General features: G+C 63.6%; 22 protein-coding genes. 14 read left to right on the top strand and 8 right to left on the bottom strand.

The window, feature by feature from the left end; all coding sequences use genetic code 11:
• The first annotated feature begins 7 nt into the window (after positions 1-7).
• The 3 genes from relB (at position 8) to CKO15_RS09510 (ending at position 2,329) form a co-directional block, all read left to right on the top strand.
• Positions 8-238, top strand: coding sequence for a type II toxin-antitoxin system RelB family antitoxin (relB, locus tag CKO15_RS09520; RefSeq protein WP_200195482.1), 231 nt, complete (start codon positions 8-10; stop codon positions 236-238).
• The gene (locus CKO15_RS09515) at positions 222-485 is read left to right on the top strand and encodes a type II toxin-antitoxin system mRNA interferase toxin, RelE/StbE family (protein WP_200195480.1); all 264 of its coding nucleotides are present in this window, start codon (positions 222-224) and stop codon (positions 483-485) included. Before relB ends, CKO15_RS09515 begins: the two co-directional genes overlap by 17 nt.
• A gap of 92 nt (positions 486-577) precedes the next feature.
• On the top strand, positions 578-2,329 hold the full coding sequence (locus CKO15_RS09510; RefSeq protein WP_338036037.1) for an ABC transporter transmembrane domain-containing protein: 1,752 nt from the start codon (positions 578-580) through the stop codon (positions 2,327-2,329).
• A gap of 75 nt (positions 2,330-2,404) precedes the next feature.
• Here the strand turns inward: CKO15_RS09510 and CKO15_RS09505 are convergent, their stop codons facing one another.
• On the bottom strand, positions 2,405-3,193 hold the full coding sequence (locus tag CKO15_RS09505; protein ID WP_200195478.1) for a PAS domain-containing protein: 789 nt from the start codon (positions 3,191-3,193) through the stop codon (positions 2,405-2,407).
• A gap of 119 nt (positions 3,194-3,312) precedes the next feature.
• Here CKO15_RS09505 and CKO15_RS09500 point away from each other — a divergent pair, with 119 nt between their 5' ends.
• Positions 3,313-6,039, top strand: coding sequence for a PAS domain S-box protein (locus tag CKO15_RS09500; RefSeq protein ID WP_200195476.1), 2,727 nt, complete (start codon positions 3,313-3,315; stop codon positions 6,037-6,039).
• Positions 6,040-6,100: 61 nt separating this feature from the next.
• Here the strand turns inward: CKO15_RS09500 and CKO15_RS09495 are convergent, their stop codons facing one another.
• Positions 6,101-6,478 (bottom strand): helix-turn-helix domain-containing protein, encoded by a 378-nt coding sequence (locus CKO15_RS09495; protein ID WP_242464697.1) that lies wholly within the window; start codon positions 6,476-6,478, stop codon positions 6,101-6,103.
• A 581-nt stretch (positions 6,479-7,059) separates the two neighbouring features.
• On the opposite strand from CKO15_RS09495, the gene CKO15_RS09490 reads away from it, so the two are divergent.
• The gene (locus tag CKO15_RS09490; RefSeq protein ID WP_420842136.1) at positions 7,060-7,740 is read left to right on the top strand and encodes a zinc metallopeptidase; all 681 of its coding nucleotides are present in this window, start codon (positions 7,060-7,062) and stop codon (positions 7,738-7,740) included.
• Positions 7,741-7,753: 13 nt separating this feature from the next.
• On the opposite strand, the gene CKO15_RS09485 is transcribed toward CKO15_RS09490, so the two are convergent.
• Positions 7,754-8,017 carry a hypothetical protein gene (locus CKO15_RS09485; protein WP_200195474.1) on the bottom strand — a complete coding sequence of 88 codons (264 nt, stop codon included), beginning with the start codon at positions 8,015-8,017 and terminating at the stop codon, positions 7,754-7,756.
• A gap of 143 nt (positions 8,018-8,160) precedes the next feature.
• Here CKO15_RS09485 and CKO15_RS09480 point away from each other — a divergent pair, with 143 nt between their 5' ends.
• The 3 genes from CKO15_RS09480 to CKO15_RS09470 all read left to right on the top strand — a co-directional run bounded on the left by CKO15_RS09480 (position 8,161) and on the right by CKO15_RS09470 (position 9,836).
• Positions 8,161-9,090, top strand: a complete 930-nt coding sequence (locus CKO15_RS09480) for a cache domain-containing protein (RefSeq protein ID WP_200195472.1) — start codon at positions 8,161-8,163, stop codon at positions 9,088-9,090.
• A gap of 152 nt (positions 9,091-9,242) precedes the next feature.
• Entirely contained in the window at positions 9,243-9,563 is a 321-nt protein-coding gene (locus CKO15_RS09475; RefSeq protein WP_200195471.1) for a hypothetical protein, read from the top strand.
• On the top strand, positions 9,564-9,836 hold the full coding sequence (locus CKO15_RS09470; protein WP_200195469.1) for a hypothetical protein: 273 nt from the start codon (positions 9,564-9,566) through the stop codon (positions 9,834-9,836).
• A 44-nt stretch (positions 9,837-9,880) separates the two neighbouring features.
• Here CKO15_RS09470 and CKO15_RS09465 read toward each other — a convergent pair whose 3' ends face one another.
• Complete coding sequence (locus CKO15_RS09465; protein WP_200195467.1) at positions 9,881-10,162, bottom strand: helix-turn-helix domain-containing protein; 282 nt, start codon at positions 10,160-10,162, stop codon at positions 9,881-9,883.
• Positions 10,163-10,248: 86 nt separating this feature from the next.
• On the opposite strand from CKO15_RS09465, the gene CKO15_RS09460 reads away from it, so the two are divergent.
• The 3 genes from CKO15_RS09460 to CKO15_RS09450 are packed head-to-tail and all read left to right on the top strand — an operon-like array spanning position 10,249 to position 12,219.
• Positions 10,249-10,914, top strand: a complete 666-nt coding sequence (locus CKO15_RS09460; RefSeq protein WP_200195465.1) for a YqiA/YcfP family alpha/beta fold hydrolase — start codon at positions 10,249-10,251, stop codon at positions 10,912-10,914.
• Positions 10,905-11,525 (top strand): DUF4147 domain-containing protein, encoded by a 621-nt coding sequence (locus tag CKO15_RS09455; RefSeq protein WP_200195464.1) that lies wholly within the window; start codon positions 10,905-10,907, stop codon positions 11,523-11,525. Before CKO15_RS09460 ends, CKO15_RS09455 begins: the two co-directional genes overlap by 10 nt.
• Positions 11,416-12,219: an MOFRL family protein gene (locus tag CKO15_RS09450; protein WP_242464696.1), complete on the top strand. Its 804-nt coding sequence runs from the start codon at positions 11,416-11,418 to the stop codon at positions 12,217-12,219. Before CKO15_RS09455 ends, CKO15_RS09450 begins: the two co-directional genes overlap by 110 nt.
• A 205-nt stretch (positions 12,220-12,424) precedes the next feature.
• Here CKO15_RS09450 and CKO15_RS09445 read toward each other — a convergent pair whose 3' ends face one another.
• Together CKO15_RS09445 and CKO15_RS09440 are read right to left on the bottom strand one after the other, a co-directional pair.
• The gene (locus tag CKO15_RS09445) at positions 12,425-12,727 is read right to left on the bottom strand and encodes an SDR family oxidoreductase (protein ID WP_200195460.1); all 303 of its coding nucleotides are present in this window, start codon (positions 12,725-12,727) and stop codon (positions 12,425-12,427) included.
• Between the two features lie 339 nt (positions 12,728-13,066).
• On the bottom strand, positions 13,067-16,174 hold the full coding sequence (locus tag CKO15_RS09440) for a PAS domain-containing protein (protein ID WP_200195458.1): 3,108 nt from the start codon (positions 16,172-16,174) through the stop codon (positions 13,067-13,069).
• A gap of 551 nt (positions 16,175-16,725) precedes the next feature.
• Here CKO15_RS09440 and CKO15_RS09435 point away from each other — a divergent pair.
• From CKO15_RS09435 to CKO15_RS09425, 3 genes are all read left to right on the top strand, one after another.
• Positions 16,726-18,213, top strand: coding sequence for a serine hydrolase domain-containing protein (locus CKO15_RS09435; RefSeq protein ID WP_200195456.1), 1,488 nt, complete (start codon positions 16,726-16,728; stop codon positions 18,211-18,213).
• Between the two features lie 105 nt (positions 18,214-18,318).
• The gene (locus CKO15_RS09430) at positions 18,319-19,479 is read left to right on the top strand and encodes a serine hydrolase domain-containing protein (RefSeq protein ID WP_200195454.1); all 1,161 of its coding nucleotides are present in this window, start codon (positions 18,319-18,321) and stop codon (positions 19,477-19,479) included.
• A gap of 38 nt (positions 19,480-19,517) precedes the next feature.
• Positions 19,518-20,195 (top strand): zinc metallopeptidase, encoded by a 678-nt coding sequence (locus tag CKO15_RS09425; RefSeq protein ID WP_200195513.1) that lies wholly within the window; start codon positions 19,518-19,520, stop codon positions 20,193-20,195.
• Between the two features lie 13 nt (positions 20,196-20,208).
• Here CKO15_RS09425 and CKO15_RS09420 read toward each other — a convergent pair whose 3' ends face one another.
• The gene (locus tag CKO15_RS09420) at positions 20,209-20,508 is read right to left on the bottom strand and encodes an SDR family NAD(P)-dependent oxidoreductase (protein WP_200195449.1); all 300 of its coding nucleotides are present in this window, start codon (positions 20,506-20,508) and stop codon (positions 20,209-20,211) included.
• A 45-nt stretch (positions 20,509-20,553) separates the two neighbouring features.
• A partial coding sequence (locus tag CKO15_RS09415) for a tyrosine-type recombinase/integrase (protein ID WP_200195443.1) occupies positions 20,554-21,707 on the bottom strand: 1,154 nt, incomplete at its 5' end.

Below are 21,707 nucleotides of genomic sequence, written 5' to 3'. Positions count from 1 at the left end.
GCGGCTCATGCGAACAACACAAACTGCTGTCAGGCTCCCGACGGAGACCTATGACCGCCTGAAGGCGCTGGCCGAGCAGACCGGCCGTACCACCGCCTATTACATCCGTGAGGCCATCGAGGACCGCCTGGAGGACATGGAGGACGTTTACCTGGCAGAGAAGGCCCTGGAGCGGGTGAGACGGGGCGAGGAGGAGGTGATCGACTCGGAGGAGTTCTGGAGTGGCTTGGGCGATTAAGTTCACCCGCTCAGCCCAGAAGGACGCGAAAAAACTCGACCACGAGGCGCGGCAGCGGATACGTCAATTCGAGGAGCGGCTGAGCGCGTCGGACGACCCTCGGCAGCTAGGTCAGCCGCTTAGGGGAAAGATGGCGCCGCTGTGGCGCTACCGGGTGGGGAGTTATCGCCTCGTCTGCGCGATACGCGATGAGGCTCTGGTGGTACTGGTTATCCGAATTGGACACCGACGCGAGGTCTATCGGTGAGTATGAGTCGCTCGATGAATGGCCCACCGAGTGACGCCGCGCCCGCTCTAACGCTCAGCTCAGCAGGACGCGATACCTAAGGACCCCCATCTGTGTTCGCAAAATCGACCCTCTGGCGCCTAGCCCGCATGGTTGCCCCCTACCGTTGGCGGCTCGCCGCAGCGGCGGTGGCGATGCTGATCGCTGCCGGTGGGGTGTTGGCCATCGGCCAAGGCTTGCGCCTGCTTATCGATCAGGGGATCGCGGCCGGCAACGCCCAAATGCTCGACCGTGCTCTGGTGGTGACTCTGGGCCTGATTACGGTGCTAGCGATCGCCTCGGCGAGTCGCCACTACCTGATTACTTGGATCGGCGAACGCCTCGCCGCCGACTTACGCCGCCGCGTCTTTCACCGGCTGTTGACGCTTGAGCCCGACTTCTTCGAACGCAATGGCGCCGGCGAAATTCAGTCGCGCCTTACGGCTGACACCAGTGTGCTGCAGACGCTCTTCGGTTCAGCGCTCTCCATCGCACTGCGCAGCACCTTGACCTTCGTCGGTGCATTGACGCTGCTCTTTATCACCAGCCCGCAGCTGGCCGCTCTCGTGGTTGGCGGCATTCCGCTGATCCTGCTGCCCATCTTTTGGTTCGGTCGGCGCGTACGCCGCCTTTCGCGGGAGAGCCAGAGCCGCGTGGCCGATGTCGGCAGCTTTGCCGGCGAATCGCTCCACGCCATGTCCACCGTACAGGCCTTTGGCCATGAGGAGCAGGATCGTCGCCGCTACGCCGAGCGGGTCGAACAGGCCTTCGCGACCGCCATCTTGCGGACTTGGCAGCGTTCGTGGCTCGCCGGCGTGGCGGTGCTGCTCATCTTTGCGGCGGTGGGCGCTGTGTTGTGGCAGGGCGGGCATGAGGTGTTGGCGGGCCGCATGAGTTCCGGTGAGCTCTCGGCCTTTGTCTTTTACGCGGTCTTGGCGGCCAGCTCGGTAGCCTCTATCGCTGAGGTGGCCGGCGATGTCTTGCGGGCTGTTGGGGCGACCGATCGCATCTTTGAGCTCATCGATGCGAAGCCGCAGATCCAGGCTCCGGCCCAGCCTACGCCGCTGTCGTGGCCGCCGCGCGGTGAAGTGGCCCTCGAGGAGGTCACCTTTAGCTATCCTAGCCGCCGCAAGCAGCCGGTTTTGCGCGCGGTGAGCCTTACTGTCGAAGCCGGTCAGCGGGTTGCTCTGGTCGGCCCCTCTGGAGCCGGAAAGAGTACCGTGTTGCAGCTGCTGTTGCGGTTCCACGATCCCGATCAGGGATGTGTACGGTTTGATGGGATCGAGCTGCGTGCGCTCGATCCGTCCCAACTGCGCAGTTGCATCGGCCTGGTGGCGCAGGAGCCGGTGCTCTTTACCGGCAGCGCTGCGGAGAATATCCGCTATGGTCGGCCCGATGCGAGCGATGCGGAGGTCGAGCAGGCTGCTCGGGATGCCAACGCCCTCGATTTTCTAAGGGCACTGCCGCAGGGTCTGGACTCCGATCTTGGCCCCAATGGGGTGCAACTCTCCGGTGGCCAACGCCAGCGCATCGCCATCGCACGGGCGCTGCTGCGCAATCCCGCCTTGCTGCTGCTCGACGAGGCGACCAGCGCTCTCGATCCGGAGAGTGAGGAGACGGTGCAGCAGGCGCTACAGCGGCTGATGGCCGACCGCACCACCGTAGTGATCGCCCATCGACTGGCAACGGTTAAAGCGGCCGATCGAATCGTCGTCTTCAACCGTGGCCAGATCGAAGGGCAGGGCGTGCACCGCGAGCTGCAAGCAAGCAGCGCGCTGTATCGCCGTTTCTGTGCCCTGCAGTTTTCGGAAAGTATTGACCACTGACCTTGATGATCTCTGGCGGCATAAAGCCAGTGTCGCAGTTGTAGACATCGTTTTAGGACGCTCCAGCTTCGTTAGCTAGAGCGGACTCAGCCGCCGTGCGCCGTCCCCGCCGGCGAATCCCACGGGGCCGTCCCCCCGAACGGACTGCGGCCGCTTGTGCTCCTCCCACTGAAGCCACGGCCCGGCCAGCTGCGGCTCCTCAGCGATCCGGTGTACGCAGCACGCGCCGCTAAGCCCGTGGACCGTCCCGGTCGGGGCCGCGTCGCGTTCCGGATAGGCGGCGCGAATGGTGCAGTTACCCTCTCCGATGCGGCTGAGCCGGGCATAAGGGAGGTCTAGAACCTCAGCGCTCAACCGCAGCACCTCGACAAGTTTGTCGTCCAGCGTTCGGTGGGGATTGGCCGTGATCGACTGGAGCGCCCCGAGCCAGTGCTCACGCTGGCGGAGTTCGCCCTCGGTGCGCTTGAGCCGATCGATCTCCACATGAGTGCCCAACATGCGTCGAGGGCGACCATCCGCGGCGTGCTCCACGATCTGCCCCCGACCCTGCACCCAAAGCCAGCCCCTATCGGCACGGCGGTAGCGGAATACGGTCGTGAACGGCTGGCCCCGATTGATCTTCGCCCAGACAATGCGCTCGGCCTTGGGCAGGTCGTCCGGATGCGCGTGCGCCCGCCAATCCGCAAAGCCCAGTGTCCGCCCTTCGGTCGGGTCGTAGCCGAGCATGCGCCAGCAGGCCTCGTCCCAGTAGATGGCATCACGTTGGAGGATCGCACCTGTGTCAGAACTCAGGGGCTGCGCGCCCGTCTCCAGCCGCAGAGCCTTGTTGAACGACGGCGCGAACAGCGATACGGTTTCACCCATGGCGTAGCGTCGGGCCTGGTCCGTTTGGGCTGCAAACTAATGGTTATAAAGAGAATACGCTGCTACGCCAACCTGTTTGCCTATCTGCGCTGAATAATCCGGGGCCCCGGGAGAACCGCATGGACCCACCTCTAACTCCTAGCTGGGACGATGCCATGGATGCCATGGGGCATCCGGTCTTCATCCACGATCAGGAGTATCGCATCCTGCGGGCGAACCGCGCCTACCTCCGAGAGGCTGGCGCCACGCTCGAAGAGGTGATCGGCCAACCTTACTGGCACTTCTTTCCCCGCGGCGATGGCCCCTTGCCCGACTGTCAGTCGGCCATGGCCAATCTGTCGGCCGGGCAACGCAGTGCTTCCGAGACCGGCTGTTCAGAGATCGCCGAGGAGTTCTCTGTGCCAGATGGCCGGTCTTTCCTATCACGCTCGTATACTGCCCGGGATGCACAAGGGGCCTACCGGTACTCCGTCCATATCCTCGAGGACATCACCGACAGGCGTCATCTCGAACAGGCGCATCAAGCCGCTGAAGCCAAGTTCCAGGCGATCACCACCGCCGCACTCGATGCTATTGTGCTGATCGATGCCGAGGACCGGTTGGTGTACTGCAACCCGGCCTTCGAGAAGCTGCTCGGCTATCGCGCCGAAGAACTTGAGGGCGCCCCCTTCCATGACCGCTTCGTCCCTGAGCGCCACAGGGCGGCCATGCAGGCAGGTATGCGCTATTTCCGGGAGTCTGGGGGGAAGACCCGCGTGGGAGAGCACACGGAGGTCGAGGCGGTCCACCGGGATGGGCACGAGATCCCACTGGAATTGACTCTGGCGCCGGTGCAGATTGCCGGGCGCTGGCATGCTGCCGGTATCCTGCGCGATATCAGCGAGCGCCAGGCTTTGGAAAAAGTGCGAGAGCAGCTGGCTAACCTCACCGCGCAGCTGCCCGGGTTCATCTATCAATGCCAGCTCTGGCCTGATGGCCGCCATGCCTTTGTCTATGCCAATGGTGGGGTTGAGGACACCTACGGTGTTACGCCGCAAACGGTCCTAGAGTGCCCTGATCGCGTCTTTGAGTTAATGTACGAGGCCGATCGGGACGAGGTTAACCGAAGCATGGAACGATCGGCAAAGACTTTGTCGCCTTGGCGCCAAAGCTTTCGGATCCACCACCCCTCAAAGGGAACGGTCTGGCTCGAGGGGAATTCCACGCCGGAACGCCAGGCCGATGGCAGTACGCTCTGGCACGGCTATTTGCACGACATCACCGAGCGCCGGCGTGCTGAGCAGGCTGAACAGCAGCTGCGCGAGCAACTTGAGGCGCGCAAGCACGATCTCGAAGCGATCTTCGCGGCCGCCGAGTCAGTCAGCCTGATTAAAACGGATCTGAATTCGGTAATCCTTGAGGCTAGCACCGGTGCTGAGGCGCTATTTGGATACAGCCGTGAGGAGCTGATCGGCCGACACGTCAGCCTGTTGCATACTGATGCTGACAGCGAACGGCTACCCGGATATGTCGATCCCCTGTGCCATGAGCACCAACCCGTCCGCATGGAGACGGAACTGGTTCGCCGGGATGGCAGTAGATTCCCGGCGCTGCTCACGATCCACCCCATCACCAATTCTCGCGGCGAGCTGGTGGAAATGCTTGGCGTAAGCTTCGATATCAGCGATCAGAAGCGAGCGGCACAGGATTTGGCCGAGGCAGTGGCGGCCAAGACCACCTTCCTCAACGCCGTCGGCCACGACCTGCGCACGCCGCTTAACGCGTTGACCGGATTCGTCGAGCTGCTTGCCACATCGGATCTGGGGGAGGAGCAGCGCCAAAGCTACGTGCAGCAGTGCCGCCACGCCAGCCGTCGGCTGCTGGAGCTGATTGATTCGTTGCTCGATCTCGGTAGGTTGCAGTCTGGCCGGCTCAAGTTGCAGCCAGCGCCGTTTGATCTGCACGCCGCGATCGAAAGCCAGTGCACCGTGCACCGCCACCTCGCCGAAGAGCACGGCCTGCAGTTCACTAGTGAAATCGAGCCTGGCGTGCCGCAGTGGGTAGAGGCCGATGCCACCCGGCTGGGCCAGATCCTGTCGAACCTGCTCAGTAACGCGATCAAGTACACCAATGAGGGCCAAGTCGATCTGACGGTAAGCGCAGGCCACGGTGAATGGATCAGCTTCCGGGTGCGCGATACCGGGCCGGGGATCTCCCCAGAGGATCAGGAGCACATCTTCGCGGCCTTCGATCGCGCCGGCTACCGAGGCTCGCGCAGTGGCCACGGTCTGGGGCTGGCTATCGTGCACGAACTTACCGAACTTTTTGGCGGCGAGCTTACGCTTCAGAGCGTGCCTGGGAAGGGCTCCACGTTTAGCGTGACGCTCCCGTTGCCGCCGGTTGCGGCGCTCGAGGCGACCCAGAACGCCGACTCAGGCTGCGGCCGTGCCCCCCCTTCCCTTGGCGGGGATGCTCCGGCCAGCACACTGAATGTGTTGGTGGCCGATGACGAGACGGTCAATGTCTTCCTGGCCCGGACCCTGCTCGAGCAACTCGGCTGCACGGTCACCACGGCCGAGGACGGCGCCGGCGCTCTGGAGGCCTGGCAAACACGGACTTTTGATGCTTTGGTCATCGACCGCAACATGCCCGGATTCGATGGTGAGGAGCTGGCCGAGCGCATACGATCAGAGGAGAGGGCCCAAGGACACACCCGGGTGCCTATTGCCCTTTACACTGCCTATGCCCGCAGCGAGGTGGAGTCGGTCCTTGAGACCGGTCTTTTCGATGCATTTCTGAGCAAGCCGCTGGATCGCGCGGAGCTGCGGCAGTGGATCGAGTCGCTGGCGCCGCGCCAGCCGGATTAGGAAATCCCGTATGGGTGCCGGGTACAGCACGCACGCATCAAACACCACCACATGGCGCACGTCAGTATCCCATGTCGAGATCTTGGGCTTGTTCGGTCAGTGCATCTAAGGCCTCTTCGCTGGCGCGGTCACGCCCAGCCTTGTACGCCAGCAGATCCCGGTATCGAATTCGCCGATGGGTGCCAACCTTAGAGAAGGGCAGTTCACCCCGTTCTAGGAGCTTGACGAGATGCGGTCGCGAGACATTTAGGATGTCTGCCGCTTCCTGCGTCGTGAGCTCAGCATGCGTCGGCACGATCGTTACCGCATTGCCCCGGGCCATTTCGCCAAGCAGGTCACGCAGCAGCGCAAGCGCTTGGCGTGGTAGCACCAAGTCGGTGCCGTCGAGTTGAACCCGGGCTCGGTCGGAGACCGGCTGCTGAGCCAGCAGTCTGCTCAATTCCGTCGCGCTGGCACGAGCAAGGGCAGCAGCCTCATGGTCGGGGAGTTGGTTATCGCCCTGGGTGTTTGCATGGGTACCCCGGGTTCGTATGTCCGAACACAAATCTAATCGCAATAAACGAAAAACGCAATAGCGGCAAGCACAGCCGTAATCTGTGAGCCTCGGCGCTGGCCCGCAGCTCTGTTGACCCGCGATCCTAGTCCTAGCGTAAACCGCTAGCACTCGCCTATCGGTCTGCGTTATCCTTCCCAGTGAATTCCAAACACCGCAAGATCCTCGAAGCGGCTGCTAAAGATCTGATCTTTTCTCAAAGCCTACCTGTTCGCGCCGTCCCTGCCGAAGCCTTGAAGAAAGTGTGAATCACCAAGAACTGCTAAGTCTACGTTGTTGGGTCATACGGGAGTCTCCGGTTCGTGGCTGTTCTACGCCCCGGATGCCGACTGTTACATTACCGGCACGGTGGACCAACTAACGGCTCCAGCGGTGCCTTTTAAAAAGGTACCCGAACTCGTTCAGCGGCTATCCTCGCTGGATTCAGGCTAAGTGGAACCGCTTTTACTAGGAGCTGCGATCTTGCCGTGGTGATTGCTCTAGTGCTGCTCCTTGTGCTGGCTGTGCTCTTCCTGCCGTCGTATGTCGCGCAGTCGGTACTGCGCCATTACAGCAGAGAGCGGGATGACTTTCCCGGCACTGGAGGAGAGCTCGCCCGCCACCTGCTCGATCGGCGCGGTCTCAAGGAGGTCGCTGTGGAGATCACCGCAGCAGGCGATCACTACGACCCGCAAGGCCGGGCGGTACGCCTGTCGCAGCAGAACTACAACGGACGCTCTCTCGCCGCAGTCGCTGTGGCCGCCCACGAGGTCGGTCACGCCCTGCAGCACGCCGAGGGCTATACGCCGCTCAAGCTGCGCTCCTCGTTGGTGCACGCTGCTCAACAGGCGGAGCGGATCGGGGCGTGGGTGATGGTGCTGCTGCCGGTGATGGCTCTAGTGACGCGATCACCTGGAGGGATCGGCGTGATGCTCTTAGTCGGGGTGCTCTCGTTCGGCGTCTCAGCCTTAGTGCATCTGATCACTCTGCCGGTTGAACTCGATGCCAGTTATCGGCGGGCGATGCCGATTTTGGCGATGGGTTATATTGCGCCGCAGGATCAGCGTGCCGCTCGGCGTATCCTCACCGCGTGTGCCTTCACCTACGTCGCCTCGGCCTTAGCGTCGGTGCTCAATATCTGGCGTTGGATCGCGCTACTTCGGCGGTGAGTGAGAGTGGCGGTTACCTTTGGCAGGGCCTCGAATCGCCGGGATCACTGATGGCGGCATTGTTCACAAGCCCATCGAGCCTGCCATGGGCCTGCTCGGCGTGCGGCCGACGCACTTGGTAGAGATCGCACATGCGCTCTTGGGCAAACTCGCTGGCCCGGGCTAGCAACACGTAGAGTGTCGAGAGCACCCAGCGGGCGCGATGGTAGCGGGCCTGTTGCGTAGCGGTCTGCTGTGGAAGAGCAGCCAGTGTCGACGCCTGTGTTACAATAACCATTAGGTTTATGAGCCAATAAGTGCGGGCCTGTAAGACAGGTAGCCGGCGGTGTTACCTCTGCTGCAGTCAGTGCCGTCGCCCTCATCCCGGATCGTTGCAGCGCCTAACTCAATCGAAACAGAATAAACAGCAAGGGGTAACTGATGGTGCTGCAAGCGCTCTCGCTCAAACGGCGGCTACTGCTCATCGTCGGTCTGGCCGGCACGCTCTTTCTAGCACTCGGACTGATCGCGCTGCAGAGCATACAGCCGAAGCTGACCGAGGAAGTGGTAGCGGAGCGCGCTGCGACGCTGCGCCTAGTCCTTGCCGAGCGGCTGCAGTCGAAGGAGGACTTCGGCATCGGCAGTGCCGTAGCACTGTCGCGGGAGCCGGCCATCCTCGACATTTTGCAGGGTGGGGAGCGTGCGCAGGGGCTCGCGACCTTAGAGAGTATCATCGGCCTCTACCGTGACTCCACCAACTTTCAGGGTCTGCGCATCCACGTTCACGATGCTCAAGGACACTCGGTGATGCGCAGCTGGGCGCCGGAGCAGTTCGGTGACGACATCCGTTTCCGCAGCGGCATTCGGCGCATGCTCGAAGAGCGTCAGCCCTTTGCGACGTTGGAGGTTGGGGGCTCCGGAATCAGCATCCAGTCGTTTGCGCCGCTTTTCGACGGCTCCACCTATAAGGGCAGTCTTGAAGTGCTCCAAGGCGTAGGCAGCATCAGTCGCACCTTTGAGCGCGACGGCAATCGCTATTTGCTGCTGCTCGATGCCGCCGCCGCTGCGGACTCGCCAGCCATCGCCGGCAACACGCGCGTCGGCGACTTTGTTCTGGCACACAACAACTGGTTCAGTGCCGATACCGTCGATTTTGCCCGCAGTATGGATCTGTCAACGCTCGCCGCAGAGCCGGTGCAGCGGACCGCTGACTGGTTTGTCGTTGCTGAGCCGCTCCACGACGACAGCGGCCGCGTGATCGGTCTCCATCTGATCGGCGAACCGGTCGCGGTCTTGGAGAGCCAGCTCTCTTTCGTCAGGACGATCAGTAGCGCCTTTACCGCCTCGCTGGCCCGGGCCAGCAGCACGTAGAGCGCTGAGAGCACCCAGCGGGCGCGGTGGTAGCGGGCCTGCTGCGTAGCCGTCTGCTGTGGGAGTTCAGCCAGGGTTCGACCGACTTCGTGCCACAGGCCTTCATCGAGGAAGCGCTCCTGCACCGCTGCCCGGCGGGGTGGACGTGTTAAGTGCGTGGCCCCGGCGACGGGATTGAGACGCAGATAGCCCTGCTCGACGAGGTAGCGGTAGCAGCGGCTGACCACTTGCAGCGCCAGATAGCGGCTTTTCCCCTCCAGCGGCTTACTAAAGGGTCGCCAGCGCGGGTCGTTGCGCGGGCATTCGGGGCCGTACCAGTGCGGCCACTGCTCCGGGTTGCGCAGCAGCTGCTCATAGAGCATGACATCGTCGGGGGTCGCCTCAGCCAGCGCCTTGCCGCGCTCGATGCCGAGCCAGAGCAAGTAGCGCTCGATCTCGTGCTGATACTGCGTGCGCGTCATCGGGCTCTGTAGGTGGCGGCCGAGCCAGACGGAGACGGCATCGAGATCAGTGTGGCAGTGGGCGAGCAGACCGCCGTCGGCGGTATTGAGGTAGCCGTTGCCACCGATGGGAACCGGGCCGAGGCCGCCGGGATGCGGCGTCGGGCAGGGGGCGTAGTCGGCGTGCAGTGCCCACGGCAGCCAGCCGTAGCCGGCGGGGAGGAGGGGGCCAGTGGCGGCGGAGCGAGCCGTGATGGCGCCGTCAGACTCAGGCGGCAGAGGAGAGTGCGCAGTGGGTGGGGTTGAGGTGCTCATCGGGTGTGGGTCTCTTGCGGTTGCATAGTGCTGCCCTATGCTTTGGATTCGAGTATGACTTTGAGTTGCGACCCAGTTGCGTCTGCATAACGGCGCAGTGTGGAGAGCGACGGCATGGTTCTGCCTCCCTCCAGTCGTGCGACAACCGACTGGCTGGTCTGCATCCGCTTGGCTAAGTCGGCCTGAGTCAGTCCCGCCCGGGTCCGCGCACGGACCAGTGAATCGATCAGTTCGAGTTCCGGAGCCAACCGTTCGTACTCCTCCCGCACCTCCGGGTTGTCGAGCAGTTTCGACCTCAGTTTGTCGTGTGATTTCATCGCTTAATCCCCTATATCCTCTGCTGTGCCGTGGCGAATGCGAGGATCTTCCCGTTGAGCGATCAGTTGCGCTATGGTGGCACTGCTTGGGGCATAAGGCGATCTTGGTAGCATCGGTCGGTGAGGTGCGCTGGATGATCCTCTACATCCACGGTTTCGGCGGCAGCGGGTACGGCCACAAAGCGATGCTTCTGCGTCAGCAGTTACAGGACGTTGATTTCCTCGCCCCATCGCTGCCAACCCATCCGCAGCTGGCGCTTGAGACGCTGAGCGAGCTGATCGAGTGTGTGGCGCGCTTCGAGCCCATCGGCGTGATCGGCAGTTCCCTCGGTGGTTTCTATGCACTCTGCTTGAGCGAGCGGTTCCCGAGTCTGCGGGCGGTGCTGATCAATCCGGCGCTGCGCCCCTACGAAACGCTGCGTTGTGCACTGGGGCCGACCGGCGGTCTTAATCTCCACGACGGCAGCCGTTATGAGTGGCACGAGGGCCATCTGCAAGCGCTTCGATCCATGGCGCCGTCACAGTACCGGAAGGAAAACCTGCTGCTGCTTACTCAACTCGGCGATGAACTGCTGGATGCCCGCGAGGCGATCACCGCGCTGCACGGCTGCGAGCAGGTGGTTGAGGAGGAGGGCAGCCACGGCTTTGACGGCCTAGAGCGTCACGTGCCGCGGATCCGTGCCTTTTTGGCGGCTGTGGAGGCGGGCAGTGCCCGGTGCGGGAGCGTAGCGCGAGGTCGGCGGTGCGATTGAGTCGAGTTCAGCAGTGCGAAGCGATCTTTCGCGCCGGAGTGGCGGCCGTGGACGGCTACGCGGCGGTGACAAAGGCTCTGCAGCGCGACGGCGAGTGGCTGCGCATCGGCGAGGAGTGGTTCGATCTAAGCACGATTCGGCGGGTGATCGTCGTCGGTTCAGGGAAGGCGACCTGGGCGATGGCGGCCGCCGTGGAGGCGGCCCTCGGTGAGCGCATTGATGGCGGTGTGATCAGCGTGAAGTATGGGCACACCGGCAGCCCTGCGCTTGAGCGCATCCGTGTTGTCGAAGCCGGTCACCCGCTGCCCGATGACGGCAGCTTGCAGGGCGCCGCCGAGGCATTGACCCTGCTCGATGAATGCAAAGCGAACGATCTTGTCATCGGCCTGCTCTCCGGCGGTGCTTCAGCCTTGTGGGAGCAGCCGGCCGCCGGGCTGACACTGGCCCGATCTCGAAGCAACGCAGCGGGTACTGCTGGCATCCGGCGCCGACATCACCGCCATGAACACCGTGCGCCGTGCGCTGTCGGCCGTCAAAGGCGGCTGCGTGGCTCGTCGCGCGATGCCGGCCCGCTGCAGCGTGTTGGTGCTCTCCGATGTGCTCGGCGATGATCTGGATACCATTGCCTCGGCACCCTTTCGCCCGGCAGCGGCTGTCGCTCGCCACACGGCGCGAGCGGAGATCGAGCGCCTTGGGCTGCGGCCCCACCTTCCCACTGCCGTGCTGCGCTTTTTGGACGATGCAGAGGCAACAGCGGTGGAGCCGGGTGTGGCGGCGGACAGGAATCCACCGCACACCATCATCGCCAACAACGCCCAAGCGGTGGCGGCGGCTGCCGCAGAGGCACGCCGTTTGGGCTATCGGGTGGAGCGGTGGCCCGAGCCTTTAGCCGGCCCGGTGGAGTCGCTGGTCGAGGCGTGGTGGCAAGCGGTAGCAGGCGTTGATCGCAGCCAGGGGCCGGTCTGTCTGCTCGGTGGAGGCGAACCGACGGTCACCTTGCCGCCGTCGCCGGGGGAGGGCGGACGCAGCCAGCACGCCGCCTTGCTATTGGCGATCCAAGCGCGAGGCCGTGATGACGTCACCTTGCTCTGTGCCGGTACCGACGGCAGCGATGGACCGACCACCGCCGCTGGGGGGTGTGTCGACGGCGAGACCGCAGCGCGCATGGAGGCGGCTGGCTACGACCCGGTTCGTGCCGCCGAGCGCTTTGCCTCCGGCCCGGCGCTGACGGCCGCCGGTGCGCGGCTGGTAACCGGGCCGACCCAGACCAACGTCATGGACCTGTGGGTGGCGGTGGTGGCTTGAGCTGGCTCTCAGTGGTGTAGGGGGAACCCACTTCTAAAAAGCGCGGAAACAGTTGCAACGAGATAAAATGAACCGGTACACCTAACTCAGGTGAGGCGGTGGCTTTAAGGTAACGCGGGATGATGACCGCCTCACATTCCCCCGTGCCAACGGGGATAGTCCGAGGCTCTGGTGAGGTTGGTATCGAGGTAGGCCTGCCATTGGGCTAAGCTAAGCATCTCAAGTGGTTCATTGCCCGGATCACTGATGGCGGCGTTGTCACGAGCCCATCGAGCCTGCCATGGGCCTGCTGCACCTCGTTCAGTGCCTGCTCAATACTGCACTCATCGCGCACATCGAGGGCGATCGCTGTAGCTTGGGGGCCGATACGCTCTGCGGCGGCCCGGCACTCCGCCTCGTCGAGATCGCCCATGATTACGTGCCAGCCGTCGTCGGCCAGACGCTGCGCGATGCCGTAGCCGATCCCGGGGGCTGCACCCGTAATCAGGCAAACCGGACGCTCGCTCATACTCTTCTCCCTTCGGCAGCAGCAGACGAAGCACTGACCAGCTCGGTCATCAAGACCACTCCCCCCATCCTAAATCGAGTCGCTCGGCCTGCTCGGTGAGACGATCGCGATCGGCATGGACATACTGTGACAGGCTTTGCAGCGAGGCGTGGCGGGAGTGAGGTAGCTACCGCCGACGGAGACCGGTCCGAGGCCTCCGGGGTGCGGAGTCGTACAGGGGGCGTAGTCGGCGTGCAGCGCCCACGGCAACCAACCGTCGCATGCGCGGTGAAAGGGTGACCACTGGACCTTGGTGATCTCTGGCGGCTTAAAGCCGGTGTCGAAGTTGCAGACATCGTTTTAGGACGTTCCAGCTTCGTTAGCTAGACCAGCCTGATCAATGGCGATTCGGTTGCGGCCAGCGTGCTTGGCTCGGTAAAGGGCCCTATCAGCCCGGCCCAGCACCGTATTTGCCTCGTCGCCCGGCTCAAGTGCTGTGGCACCGACACTGATCGATACCAAGCCGACCCCCTCTATCAGGGGTGAGGCCACCACGCTCTCGCGCAGCCGCTCGGCGAGGCTGCGCAACCCCACAGCATCTGTCTCCGGGGCCAGGATCGCGAACTCTTCCCCGCCCCAGCGGGCCAGGAGATCCGGTTCGCGCAGCGCCTGGCGCAGGCGCTCGACCAGTTCGCGCAAGACCTGGTCTCCGGCCGCATGACCGTAGGTGTCGTTCAGCGGCTTAAAATGATCGATATCGAGCAGGATCACTCCCGCGGGCGTGCCGTAGCGACGGTGATGTGCCAGCGCCTTATCCAGTCCGGCCTCGAACGGTGGACGCCGGTAAGCGCCCGTCAAGGCGTCCCGCTCAGCCTGATCCACAAGCGCCTCGTTATGGGCTTCCTGGGTCAGTTCGTAAGAAACCCACTGGCCGAGCAGCCGCAGGAACTGACGCTGGAAGCGGGTCAGACGTGCGCGGGGTTCGGGGCCGTAGAGCAGGAGCACCCCGTAGCGCACGTCCCCGGCCCAGAGGGGCACGGCGAAGTATGCGCCCACCGAGCCATTGCGCTCGCCGCACAGCGGACTCAGCCGCCGTGCGCCGTCCCCGCCGGCGAATCCCACGGGGCCGTCCCCCCGAACGGACTCCGGCCGCTTGTGCTCCTCCCACTGAAGCCACGGCCCGGCCAGCTGCGGCTCCTCAGCGATTCGGTGTACGCAGCACGCGGCGCAGAGTTCGTGGACCGTCCCGGTCGGGGCCGCGTCGCGTTCCGGATAGGCGGCGCGAATGGTACAGCTCCCCTCACCGATGCGGCTGAGCCGGGCATAAGGGAGGCCTAGAACCTCAGCGCTCAACCGCAGCACCTCGACAAGTTTGTCATCCAGCGTTCGGTGGGGATTGGCCGTGATCGACTGGAGCGCCCCGAGCCAGTGCTCACGCTGGCGGAGTTCGCCCTCGGTGCGCTTGAGCCGATCGATCTCCACATGAGTGCCCACCATGCGTCGAGGGCGGCCATCCGCGGCGTGCTCCACGATCTGCCCCCGACCCTGCACCCAAAGCCAGCCCCCATCGGCACGGCGGTAGCGGAATACGGTCGTGAACGGCTGGCCCCGATTGATCTTCGCCCAGACAATGCGCTCGGCCTTCGGCAGATCGTCCGGATGCACCCGCACCTGCCAATCCGCAAAGCCCAGTGTCCGCCCTTCGGCCGGGTCGTAGCCGAGCATGCGCCAGCAGGCCTCGTCCCAGTAGATGGCATCACGTTCAAGATCCCACTCCCAGACCCCGAAACGGGCCGCCTCCTGCGCCATGCGGTAGCGTTCGCGCTCGGTCGCCTGCTTACTGAGGTCCATACAAGCCGCTACCGCCCCGACTAGTTCATGATCCTCGTCGAAGACCGGCACCAGGCTCAGCAAAGCCGGAAACACTCTGCCGGAGCGATGTATGGGCCGAATCTCTTCGGTGACTTCCTGACATCCCAGGCGAACTCTCTCGATGACTTGAGCAGGAAGGTGCTGCTCGTCCGGCGAAGCGAGCATTCCCGCATTCTGCCCAATGAGTTCGGCGCGCGTATAACCGAACAGCACTTCCGCGCCGTGGCTCGCCTCCTGGATAACGCCGCAGACGTCCAACTGTATGAGACTGATCGATTTCGCCCGGCGGAAGATGGCCTCGTGCTGGCGCTGGCGCTCGTGCAGCGCTAGCAGGGTCTCCTGGTATTCCGTAACGTCCTGGACCGTGCCTTGAACCACCCAGCGACCCTGCTCGTCGTGCCACTGCTGCGCCACTTCACGCACCCAGAGGACGCGCCCGTCCGGGCGCTGGATCCGGTACGTTCCCTCGCACGCGGTGCGATCCGAATCGGCCTGGAACTGGAACTCCGCCACCTGGTGGTGATCTTCGTAAGGAATTCGCTCCAACAGGTCAGCCAATTTTGGCTCAGGTCCACGCGGATCGAATCCCAAGAGTTCGTAGGTCATCGGAGACCATTGTAGCGCCCCGGAATCCGGGTAGGTGCGCCAGTGCCCGATCTGGGCGATGCGCTCCGTCTCTGCGAGACGCTCGTTGGCCTCCGCCAGCGCCTGCTCGCGTTCGACCCGCTCGGTGATGTCGTTGATGTAGCCCCGGATCGCGATCCAGCGGCCTTGCTCGTCGAACTCGATGACCGAGGACTCGTAGATCCAGCGCCATGAACCGTCAGCGGCCTGCAGGCGATAGGGGGAGGGCTCAATGGGCTGAGTCGATCTCGCGGCGCACCGGTGAGCCGCAGCGCGCTCCTCGGCGGCGATCCGCTCGCGGTCCTCGGCGTCGATGAGCGCGCCATAGGCGGTGCCCACCAGCTCCTCCGGACGATAGCCGAGGACCTCGGTCACGTTGGGCGAGATGTAGCGGACGGGCCAGCGCCCCGGCTCCGGCTCCCAGACGAAGGCAACGGTTGGGCCGCCGAGGAAGAGGTTGCGCTCTTGTTCCAGCTCCCGGCTGGCAAGGCGCAACTCCAGCTCATCGGTGACCATCTGCGCTAGATCTTGGAGGGGAGTCAGATCCAACTCGGAAAAGCTGCGTGGGCGCTGATCTTGTACGCAGAGAACGCCGATAACGAAACCGTCCGGCGAGACAATCGGCACGCCCGCGTAAGCGCGCACATGCGGTGGCCCGGTGACGAGCGGGTTGTCGTGGAACCGCTCGTCTTGGTGGGTATCATCAACGATCAGCGGCTCAGCTTGGTAGACGACATGTCCGCAGAAAGAGATCTCGCGTGACGTCTGACAATCATCAATGCCGCGCGAGGATTTGAACCACTGCCGATCCCGGTCAACGAACGTCACCGTGGCGATCGGTGCGGCGTAGAGGTGGCAAATAATCCGGATAATCCGATCGTAGGCGTCCTCGCGCTCGGTGTCGAGGATCGCGTAGCGCTCTAGAGCGGCCTGGCGTGCGGATTCTGTCTCTGGCGTGAGAGGTCGTTCCATCGTAACCTTTTCGGGTGAATTTTTTTCGAAGGGTTTGTCGTTGCTGTACTGGAGCCCTTTTAACCTTAGTTTGACTTCAAGGTCGGCGCTCGCGTCGATCAGCGCGTCGAAGGCCGGGCCTCGATCACCGATTGGTCCGCCACGCGCGGAGATCAACCATCTAGGAGAGCGACCCGGTCAACACAGAGGCATGGCAGGAGCGCCGGAATGGCGCACTTCTTAGAGGACGCCAACTCATCGAGGGAAGCTGCTATGTCCGCCCCCCTCCCCACCGCCAAGGACTTTCAACGACTTTACTCCAGGTCGCATCCTAACGCCAATCCATAACCGTCTTCATCGTGCTGAACTGCTTGATGAGCTTGCTTGGGCGCAGGAAGGTGGTCCGAGTGAGCGTCCAGTGGCCGAGGGTGTGGGGTAGCGCGTGGTACGCCACTAGTCGGCCTTGGATGGGAAGATAGTGGCCCCTGCTCGTCTGGCTGCGACCGCTCATTCCGGCTATGGTGACCGCTGATTGGGCGGCGGAGCAGCTGGAGCGGGGCTATAGAGAAGTTATGAATCACCAAGAACTGCTAAGTTTACTCACCAAGTTTGCGGATCAATTCGGGATTCCTGGTGCCGCTGCCGGGCTATGGCACCGTGGCAAAACGACCTACGCCTGCTGCGGTGTAACCAGCATCGATCACCCGCTGCCGATCGATGCGCACACGCTCTTTCAAGCCGGCTCAATCGGTAAGACTTTTACCGCCAGCGCGTTGCTCTTGCTCGAGGCTGAAGGGCGTGTGGAGCTGGATGCCCCAGTGCGTTGCTATGTGCCGGAGTTGCAGCTGGCCGATGAAGAGGCGGCGGCTCAGGTCACACTGTTGCAGCTGTTGAATCATACCGCAGGCTGGGAGGGCGATTTCTTTCCCGATACGGGCGAGGGCGATGATGCGCTGGCGCGTTACGTCTCTCGCCTTGGCGAAGTCGCGCAACTGGCATCGCCCGGTGAAGTCTTCTCGTATAACAATGCAGCGTTCTGCCTTGCAGGGCGGATTATTGAGAAGGTTACCGGTGACACCTATGAGGCGGCGATTCGCCGGCTGCTGTTGCAGCCGCTGGGGCTGCACGAGTCGTTTTTGTTCCGCGATGAAGTCATGACGCGCCGGTTTGTCGTCGGCCACACGCCGGCGGCAGATGGCTCGTTGCAGGTTGCCAGACCGTGGGGGATGCCGCGCAGTAGTGCGCCGGCAGGCGGAATCGTCACCAGCATCGCGGATCTGCTCGCTTGGGCGACAATCCACGCTGGGGGCCACGCTGGGGGCGCTAGCTACGCTGACGAAGGACGTGATCTGCAAGCGCGGATCGCATCGAGACTGCGCGCTATGCGCAGCCCCACCGTGCATGCGCCGGGTTGGGCGTTCGGAGATGCGTTGGGTATTGGCTGGATTTTGAGCGACATCGGTGGTGGTGCTTGGCTGGTGAGTCATGGCGGTAGCACGAACGGCCAGGAGGCGCACCTCTTCTTTCTCCCTGAACATCAATGGGCGCTGGCGCTGCTGACCAACGCCAGCCCTGGCGGGCTCGCCTTCAATCGGGAGGTTCAGCAGCGCGTACTGGAGGCGTGTACGGGGATTGCTGCGGCGGCGACTCCTCAGCTGAGGTCAATGGCACCAGAAGCGCTCACGGCCTATACCGGGGAGTATCGTGATCGCGGCATGCGCTGCGTAGTGTCGGTCGGTGATCGTGGTGATCTTCTGTTCAGCGTGTACGATGATCCGGAAGTGTTGGCGCTGATGTGTGAAGCCGACGAAGTGCCACAATCGCCGCCGAAGATTCTGCATGCCGCCCTTGCAAACGGTCTTACCGGCGATCTCGATCTTGTCAGCCATTCTGCTGGCGGTTGCGCAGGGCGGCACCTTGACCACTACGTCTTTTTGGCCGGCGATGCAGCGGGCGTAACCGGCTACTTTGACCGCGGCCGCGATGGCGGAGCCGTGCGTGCGCTGCATCTGTTCGGGCGCTGGCTGCCGCGCGTCGAATCGCGCGCTTCGAGCGGCTAGTGTTTGCGCGCATTTGCGCAATCTCAGCCAGTCGCATGAGCTGCATCTGCGCGCGTATGGCGATGCATAGATGCTGGTTTAAGTGCGGTGGAGGAGCGGGAGTCAATGGTTGATACCATCCAGCACGGGACGGTGCCGCCCGATCTCCACGCCGTGTTAGAACAAGCGGTCGGGGATCTGCTGGCACTGCGCGGGATTCGACGCGCCGTTGTCGGTGTCGAGCCCGGCGATCGCTCCTTTCGCTGGATTGGCGCCGCCGGTACCGCAGATGCGGTCGGTACCCCGATGGGGCCGACGACGCCTTACTGCTTGGCGAGCGTGACCAAGCTCTATATCGGCGCTGTGGTGTTGCGTCTCCACGAGCTCGGTCTCCTCTCTATCGACGATCTGCTTATCGAGCACCTGCCTGCCGAGCAGGTCTACGGCCTCCATCGACGACGGGGAGTCGATAAGACTGCTGAGCTTACGTTGCGGCATCTTCTTGGGCACGCCTCCGGTCTTCCCGATTACCACGTCGAGGCGCCAAGAGGGAAGAAGGCACTGCTCGATCAAGTCGTGGAGGAGGGTGACCGGAACTGGGAGCTCTCTGAAGTGATCCATCGGGTTCGTCAGGCGAAAGGGGCGCACTTTGACCCTCGACCGTTTGACGGCTCCCGCTACACCATCCGCTACTCGGATACCAATTTTCAGCTGCTCATCGCCGTGATTGAGGCGGTCACGCGGTACTCCATCCATGAGGCATTTGCCGAGTTTCTATACGAACCACTCGGGCTGACTCGGACGTGGCACCCCGGTTCCCCTACAGAAGCGGCGATGCCGCTCGCTGCTCTACCTTGGGCCGGCGATGAGCCGCTGCACAGACCGTTGGCCTTGCGCTCTTTCCGGGATCTTTTCAGTACGGCGGAAGAGACGCTCCTCTTCATGCGCGCCCTGATCACCGGTGCGCTGTTCGACGTTCCTGAGACGGCTAGATTGATGGTGCAGCACTGGAACCCCTTCGCCTTCTCGTTGATTCCCAAAGCCCCCAGCTGGCCGATTGAGTACGGGTTGGCGATGATGCGGTTCAAGACGCCGCGCTTCCTCGAGCCGTTTCTTTCCGCCCCTACGTTGTTGGGTCATACGGGAGTCTCCGGTTCGTGGCTGTTCTACGCCCCGGATGCCGACTGTTACATTACCGGCACGGTGGACCAACTAACGGCTCCAGCGGTGCCTTTCAAAAAGGTACCCGAACTCGTTCAGCGGCTGTCCTCGCTGGATTCACGCTAAGTGGAACCGCTTTTACTGGGAGATGCGATCTTGCCGTGGTGATTGCTCTAGTGCTGCTCCTTGTGCTGGCTGTGCTTTTCCTGCCGTCGTATATCGCGCAGTCGGTACTGCGCTATTACAGCAGAGAGCGGGATGACTTTCCCGGCTCCGGAGGAGAGCTCGCCCGCCACCTGCTCGATCGGCGCGGTCTCAAGGAGGTCGCTGTGGAGATCACCGCAGCAGGCGACCACTACGACCCGCAAGACCGGGCGGTACGCCTGTCGCAGCAGAACTACGACGGACGCTCTCTCACCGCAGTCGCTGTGGCCGCCCACGAGGTCGGTCACGCCCTGCAGCACGCCGAGGGCTATACGCCGCTCAAGCTGCGCTCCTCGTTGGTGCACGCTGCTCAACAGGCGGAGCGGATCGGGGCGTGGGTGATGGTGCTGCTGCCGGTGATGGCTCTAGTGACGCGATCACCTGGAGGGATCGGCGTGATGCTCTTAGTCGGGGTGCTCTCGTTCGGCGTCTCAGCCTTAGTGCATCTGATCACTCTGCCGGTTGAACTCGATGCCAGTTATCGGCGGGCGATGCCGATTTTGGCGATGGGTTATATTGCGCCGCAGGATCAGCTTGCCGCTCGGCGTATCCTCACCGCGTGCGCCTTCACCTACGTCGCCTCGGCCTTAGCGTCGGTGCTCAATATCTGGCGTTGGATCGCGCTACTTCGGCGGTGAGTGAGAGGGGCGGTTACCGTCGGCAGGGTCTCGAATCGCCGGGATCACTGATGGCGGCGTTGTTGACGAGCCCATCGAGCCTGCCATGGGCTAGCTGCACCTCGTTTACCGCCTGCTCAATACTGCACTCATCGCGCACATCGAGGGCGATCGCTGTAGCTTGGGGACCGATACGCTCTGCGGCGGTCCGGCACTCCGCCTCGTCGAGATCGCCCATGATCACATGCCAGCCGTCACCGGCCAGGCGCTGCGCGATGCCGTAGCCGATCCCGCGGGCCGCACCCGTAACCAGGCAAACCGGAAGCTCGCTCATACTCTTCTCCCTTCGGCAGCAGCGGACGCTTTGCTCCCTCAGTGATCAAGACCGCTCCCCCCACCCTAAATCGAGCTGCTCGGCCTGCTCGGCGAGACGATCGCGATCGGCGTGGACGTACTGCGACAGGCTCTGCAGCGAGGCGTGGCGCGAGGCGGCGCGGGTCTCTTTCAGCGACCAGCCGTGATCGAGCCGATGGGTGATGCCGGAATGGCGCAGCCAGTGGGTCGAGGCGTGGCGCAGTGTTTCGGCCCCGGCCGGGTGATCGGCGGCGATGCGCTCGGCGGTCGCCAAAAAGAGCGATTTGACGATGCGATAGATCGTGGTGCGGTGGACCGGCTGCCAGCCGTCGCGCTGCGGGTAGAGGCTGACGACCATTGGGGTCTGCTCCTCGGCGGCTGGGTAGGGCGGCAGTCCGAGGTGCTCGCGGTAGCGGGCGAGCTCGCCGATCAGGCTGGAGGGGACCGGGACGTGATCGGCGGCGTCCTCCGGGCGGCGGTGCTTGCCCTTCACACGCCACCACCACTGCTCGGCGTGCGGTCGACGCACCCTATAGAGATCGCCCATGCGCGCCTGAGCAAACTCGCTAGCCCGGGCGAGCAGCACATAGAGCGCCGAGAGCACCCAGCGGGCGCGGTGGTAGCGGGCCTGTTGGGTAGCCGTCTGCTGTGGGAGCTCGGCCAGGGTTCGACCAACTTCGTGCCACAGGCCTTCATCGAGGAAGCGCTCCTGAACCGCTGCCCGGCGCGGCGGCCGCGCTAGATGTGTGGCCCCGGCGACGGGATTGAGACGCAGATAGCCCTGCTCGACGAGGTAGCGGTAGCAGCGGCTGACCACTTGCAGCGCCTGGTAGCGGCTTCTCCCCTCCAACGGCTTACCAAAGGGTCGCCAGCGCGGGTCGTTGCGCGGGCATTCGGGGCCGTACCAGTGTGGCCACTGCTCCGGGCTGCGCAGCAGCTGCTCATAGAGCATGACATCGTCGGGGGTCGCCTCAGCCAGCGCCTTGCCGCGCTCGATGCCGAGCCAGAGCAAGTAGCGTTCGATCTCGTGCTGATACTGCGTGCGCGTCGTCGGGCTCTGTAAGTGGCGGCCGAGCCAGACGGAGACGGCATCGAGATCACTGCGGCAGTGGGCGAGCAGACCGCCGTCGGCGGTATTGAGGTAGCCGCGGCCGCCACCACCGACGGGGACCGGTCCGA

This window comes from Halorhodospira abdelmalekii (genome assembly GCF_016583625.1).
Taxonomy (GTDB): Bacteria; Pseudomonadota; Gammaproteobacteria; order Nitrococcales; family Halorhodospiraceae; genus Halorhodospira; species Halorhodospira abdelmalekii.
Note: the sequence above shows the minus strand (reverse complement) of the source record. Positions and strands in the feature narration are given on the sequence as shown.

Coding starts and splice junctions, on each gene's coding strand:
- CKO15_RS09480 (WP_200195472.1), top strand. CDS start 8,161: ATGGTGCTGCAAGCGCTCTCGCTCAAACGGCGGCTACTGCTCATCGTC.
- CKO15_RS09465 (WP_200195467.1), bottom strand. CDS start 10,162: ATGAAATCACACGACAAACTGAGGTCGAAACTGCTCGACAACCCGGAG.
- CKO15_RS09435 (WP_200195456.1), top strand. CDS start 16,726: ATGAATCACCAAGAACTGCTAAGTTTACTCACCAAGTTTGCGGATCAA.
- relB (WP_200195482.1), top strand. CDS start 8: ATGCGAACAACACAAACTGCTGTCAGGCTCCCGACGGAGACCTATGAC.
- CKO15_RS09450 (WP_242464696.1), top strand. CDS start 11,416: ATGAACACCGTGCGCCGTGCGCTGTCGGCCGTCAAAGGCGGCTGCGTG.
- CKO15_RS09445 (WP_200195460.1), bottom strand. CDS start 12,727: ATGAGCGAGCGTCCGGTTTGCCTGATTACGGGTGCAGCCCCCGGGATC.
- CKO15_RS09430 (WP_200195454.1), top strand. CDS start 18,319: ATGGTTGATACCATCCAGCACGGGACGGTGCCGCCCGATCTCCACGCC.
- CKO15_RS09440 (WP_200195458.1), bottom strand. CDS start 16,174: ATGGAACGACCTCTCACGCCAGAGACAGAATCCGCACGCCAGGCCGCT.
- CKO15_RS09485 (WP_200195474.1), bottom strand. CDS start 8,017: ATGGTTATTGTAACACAGGCGTCGACACTGGCTGCTCTTCCACAGCAG.
- CKO15_RS09420 (WP_200195449.1), bottom strand. CDS start 20,508: ATGAGCGAGCTTCCGGTTTGCCTGGTTACGGGTGCGGCCCGCGGGATC.
- CKO15_RS09505 (WP_200195478.1), bottom strand. CDS start 3,193: ATGGGTGAAACCGTATCGCTGTTCGCGCCGTCGTTCAACAAGGCTCTG.
- CKO15_RS09500 (WP_200195476.1), top strand. CDS start 3,313: ATGGACCCACCTCTAACTCCTAGCTGGGACGATGCCATGGATGCCATG.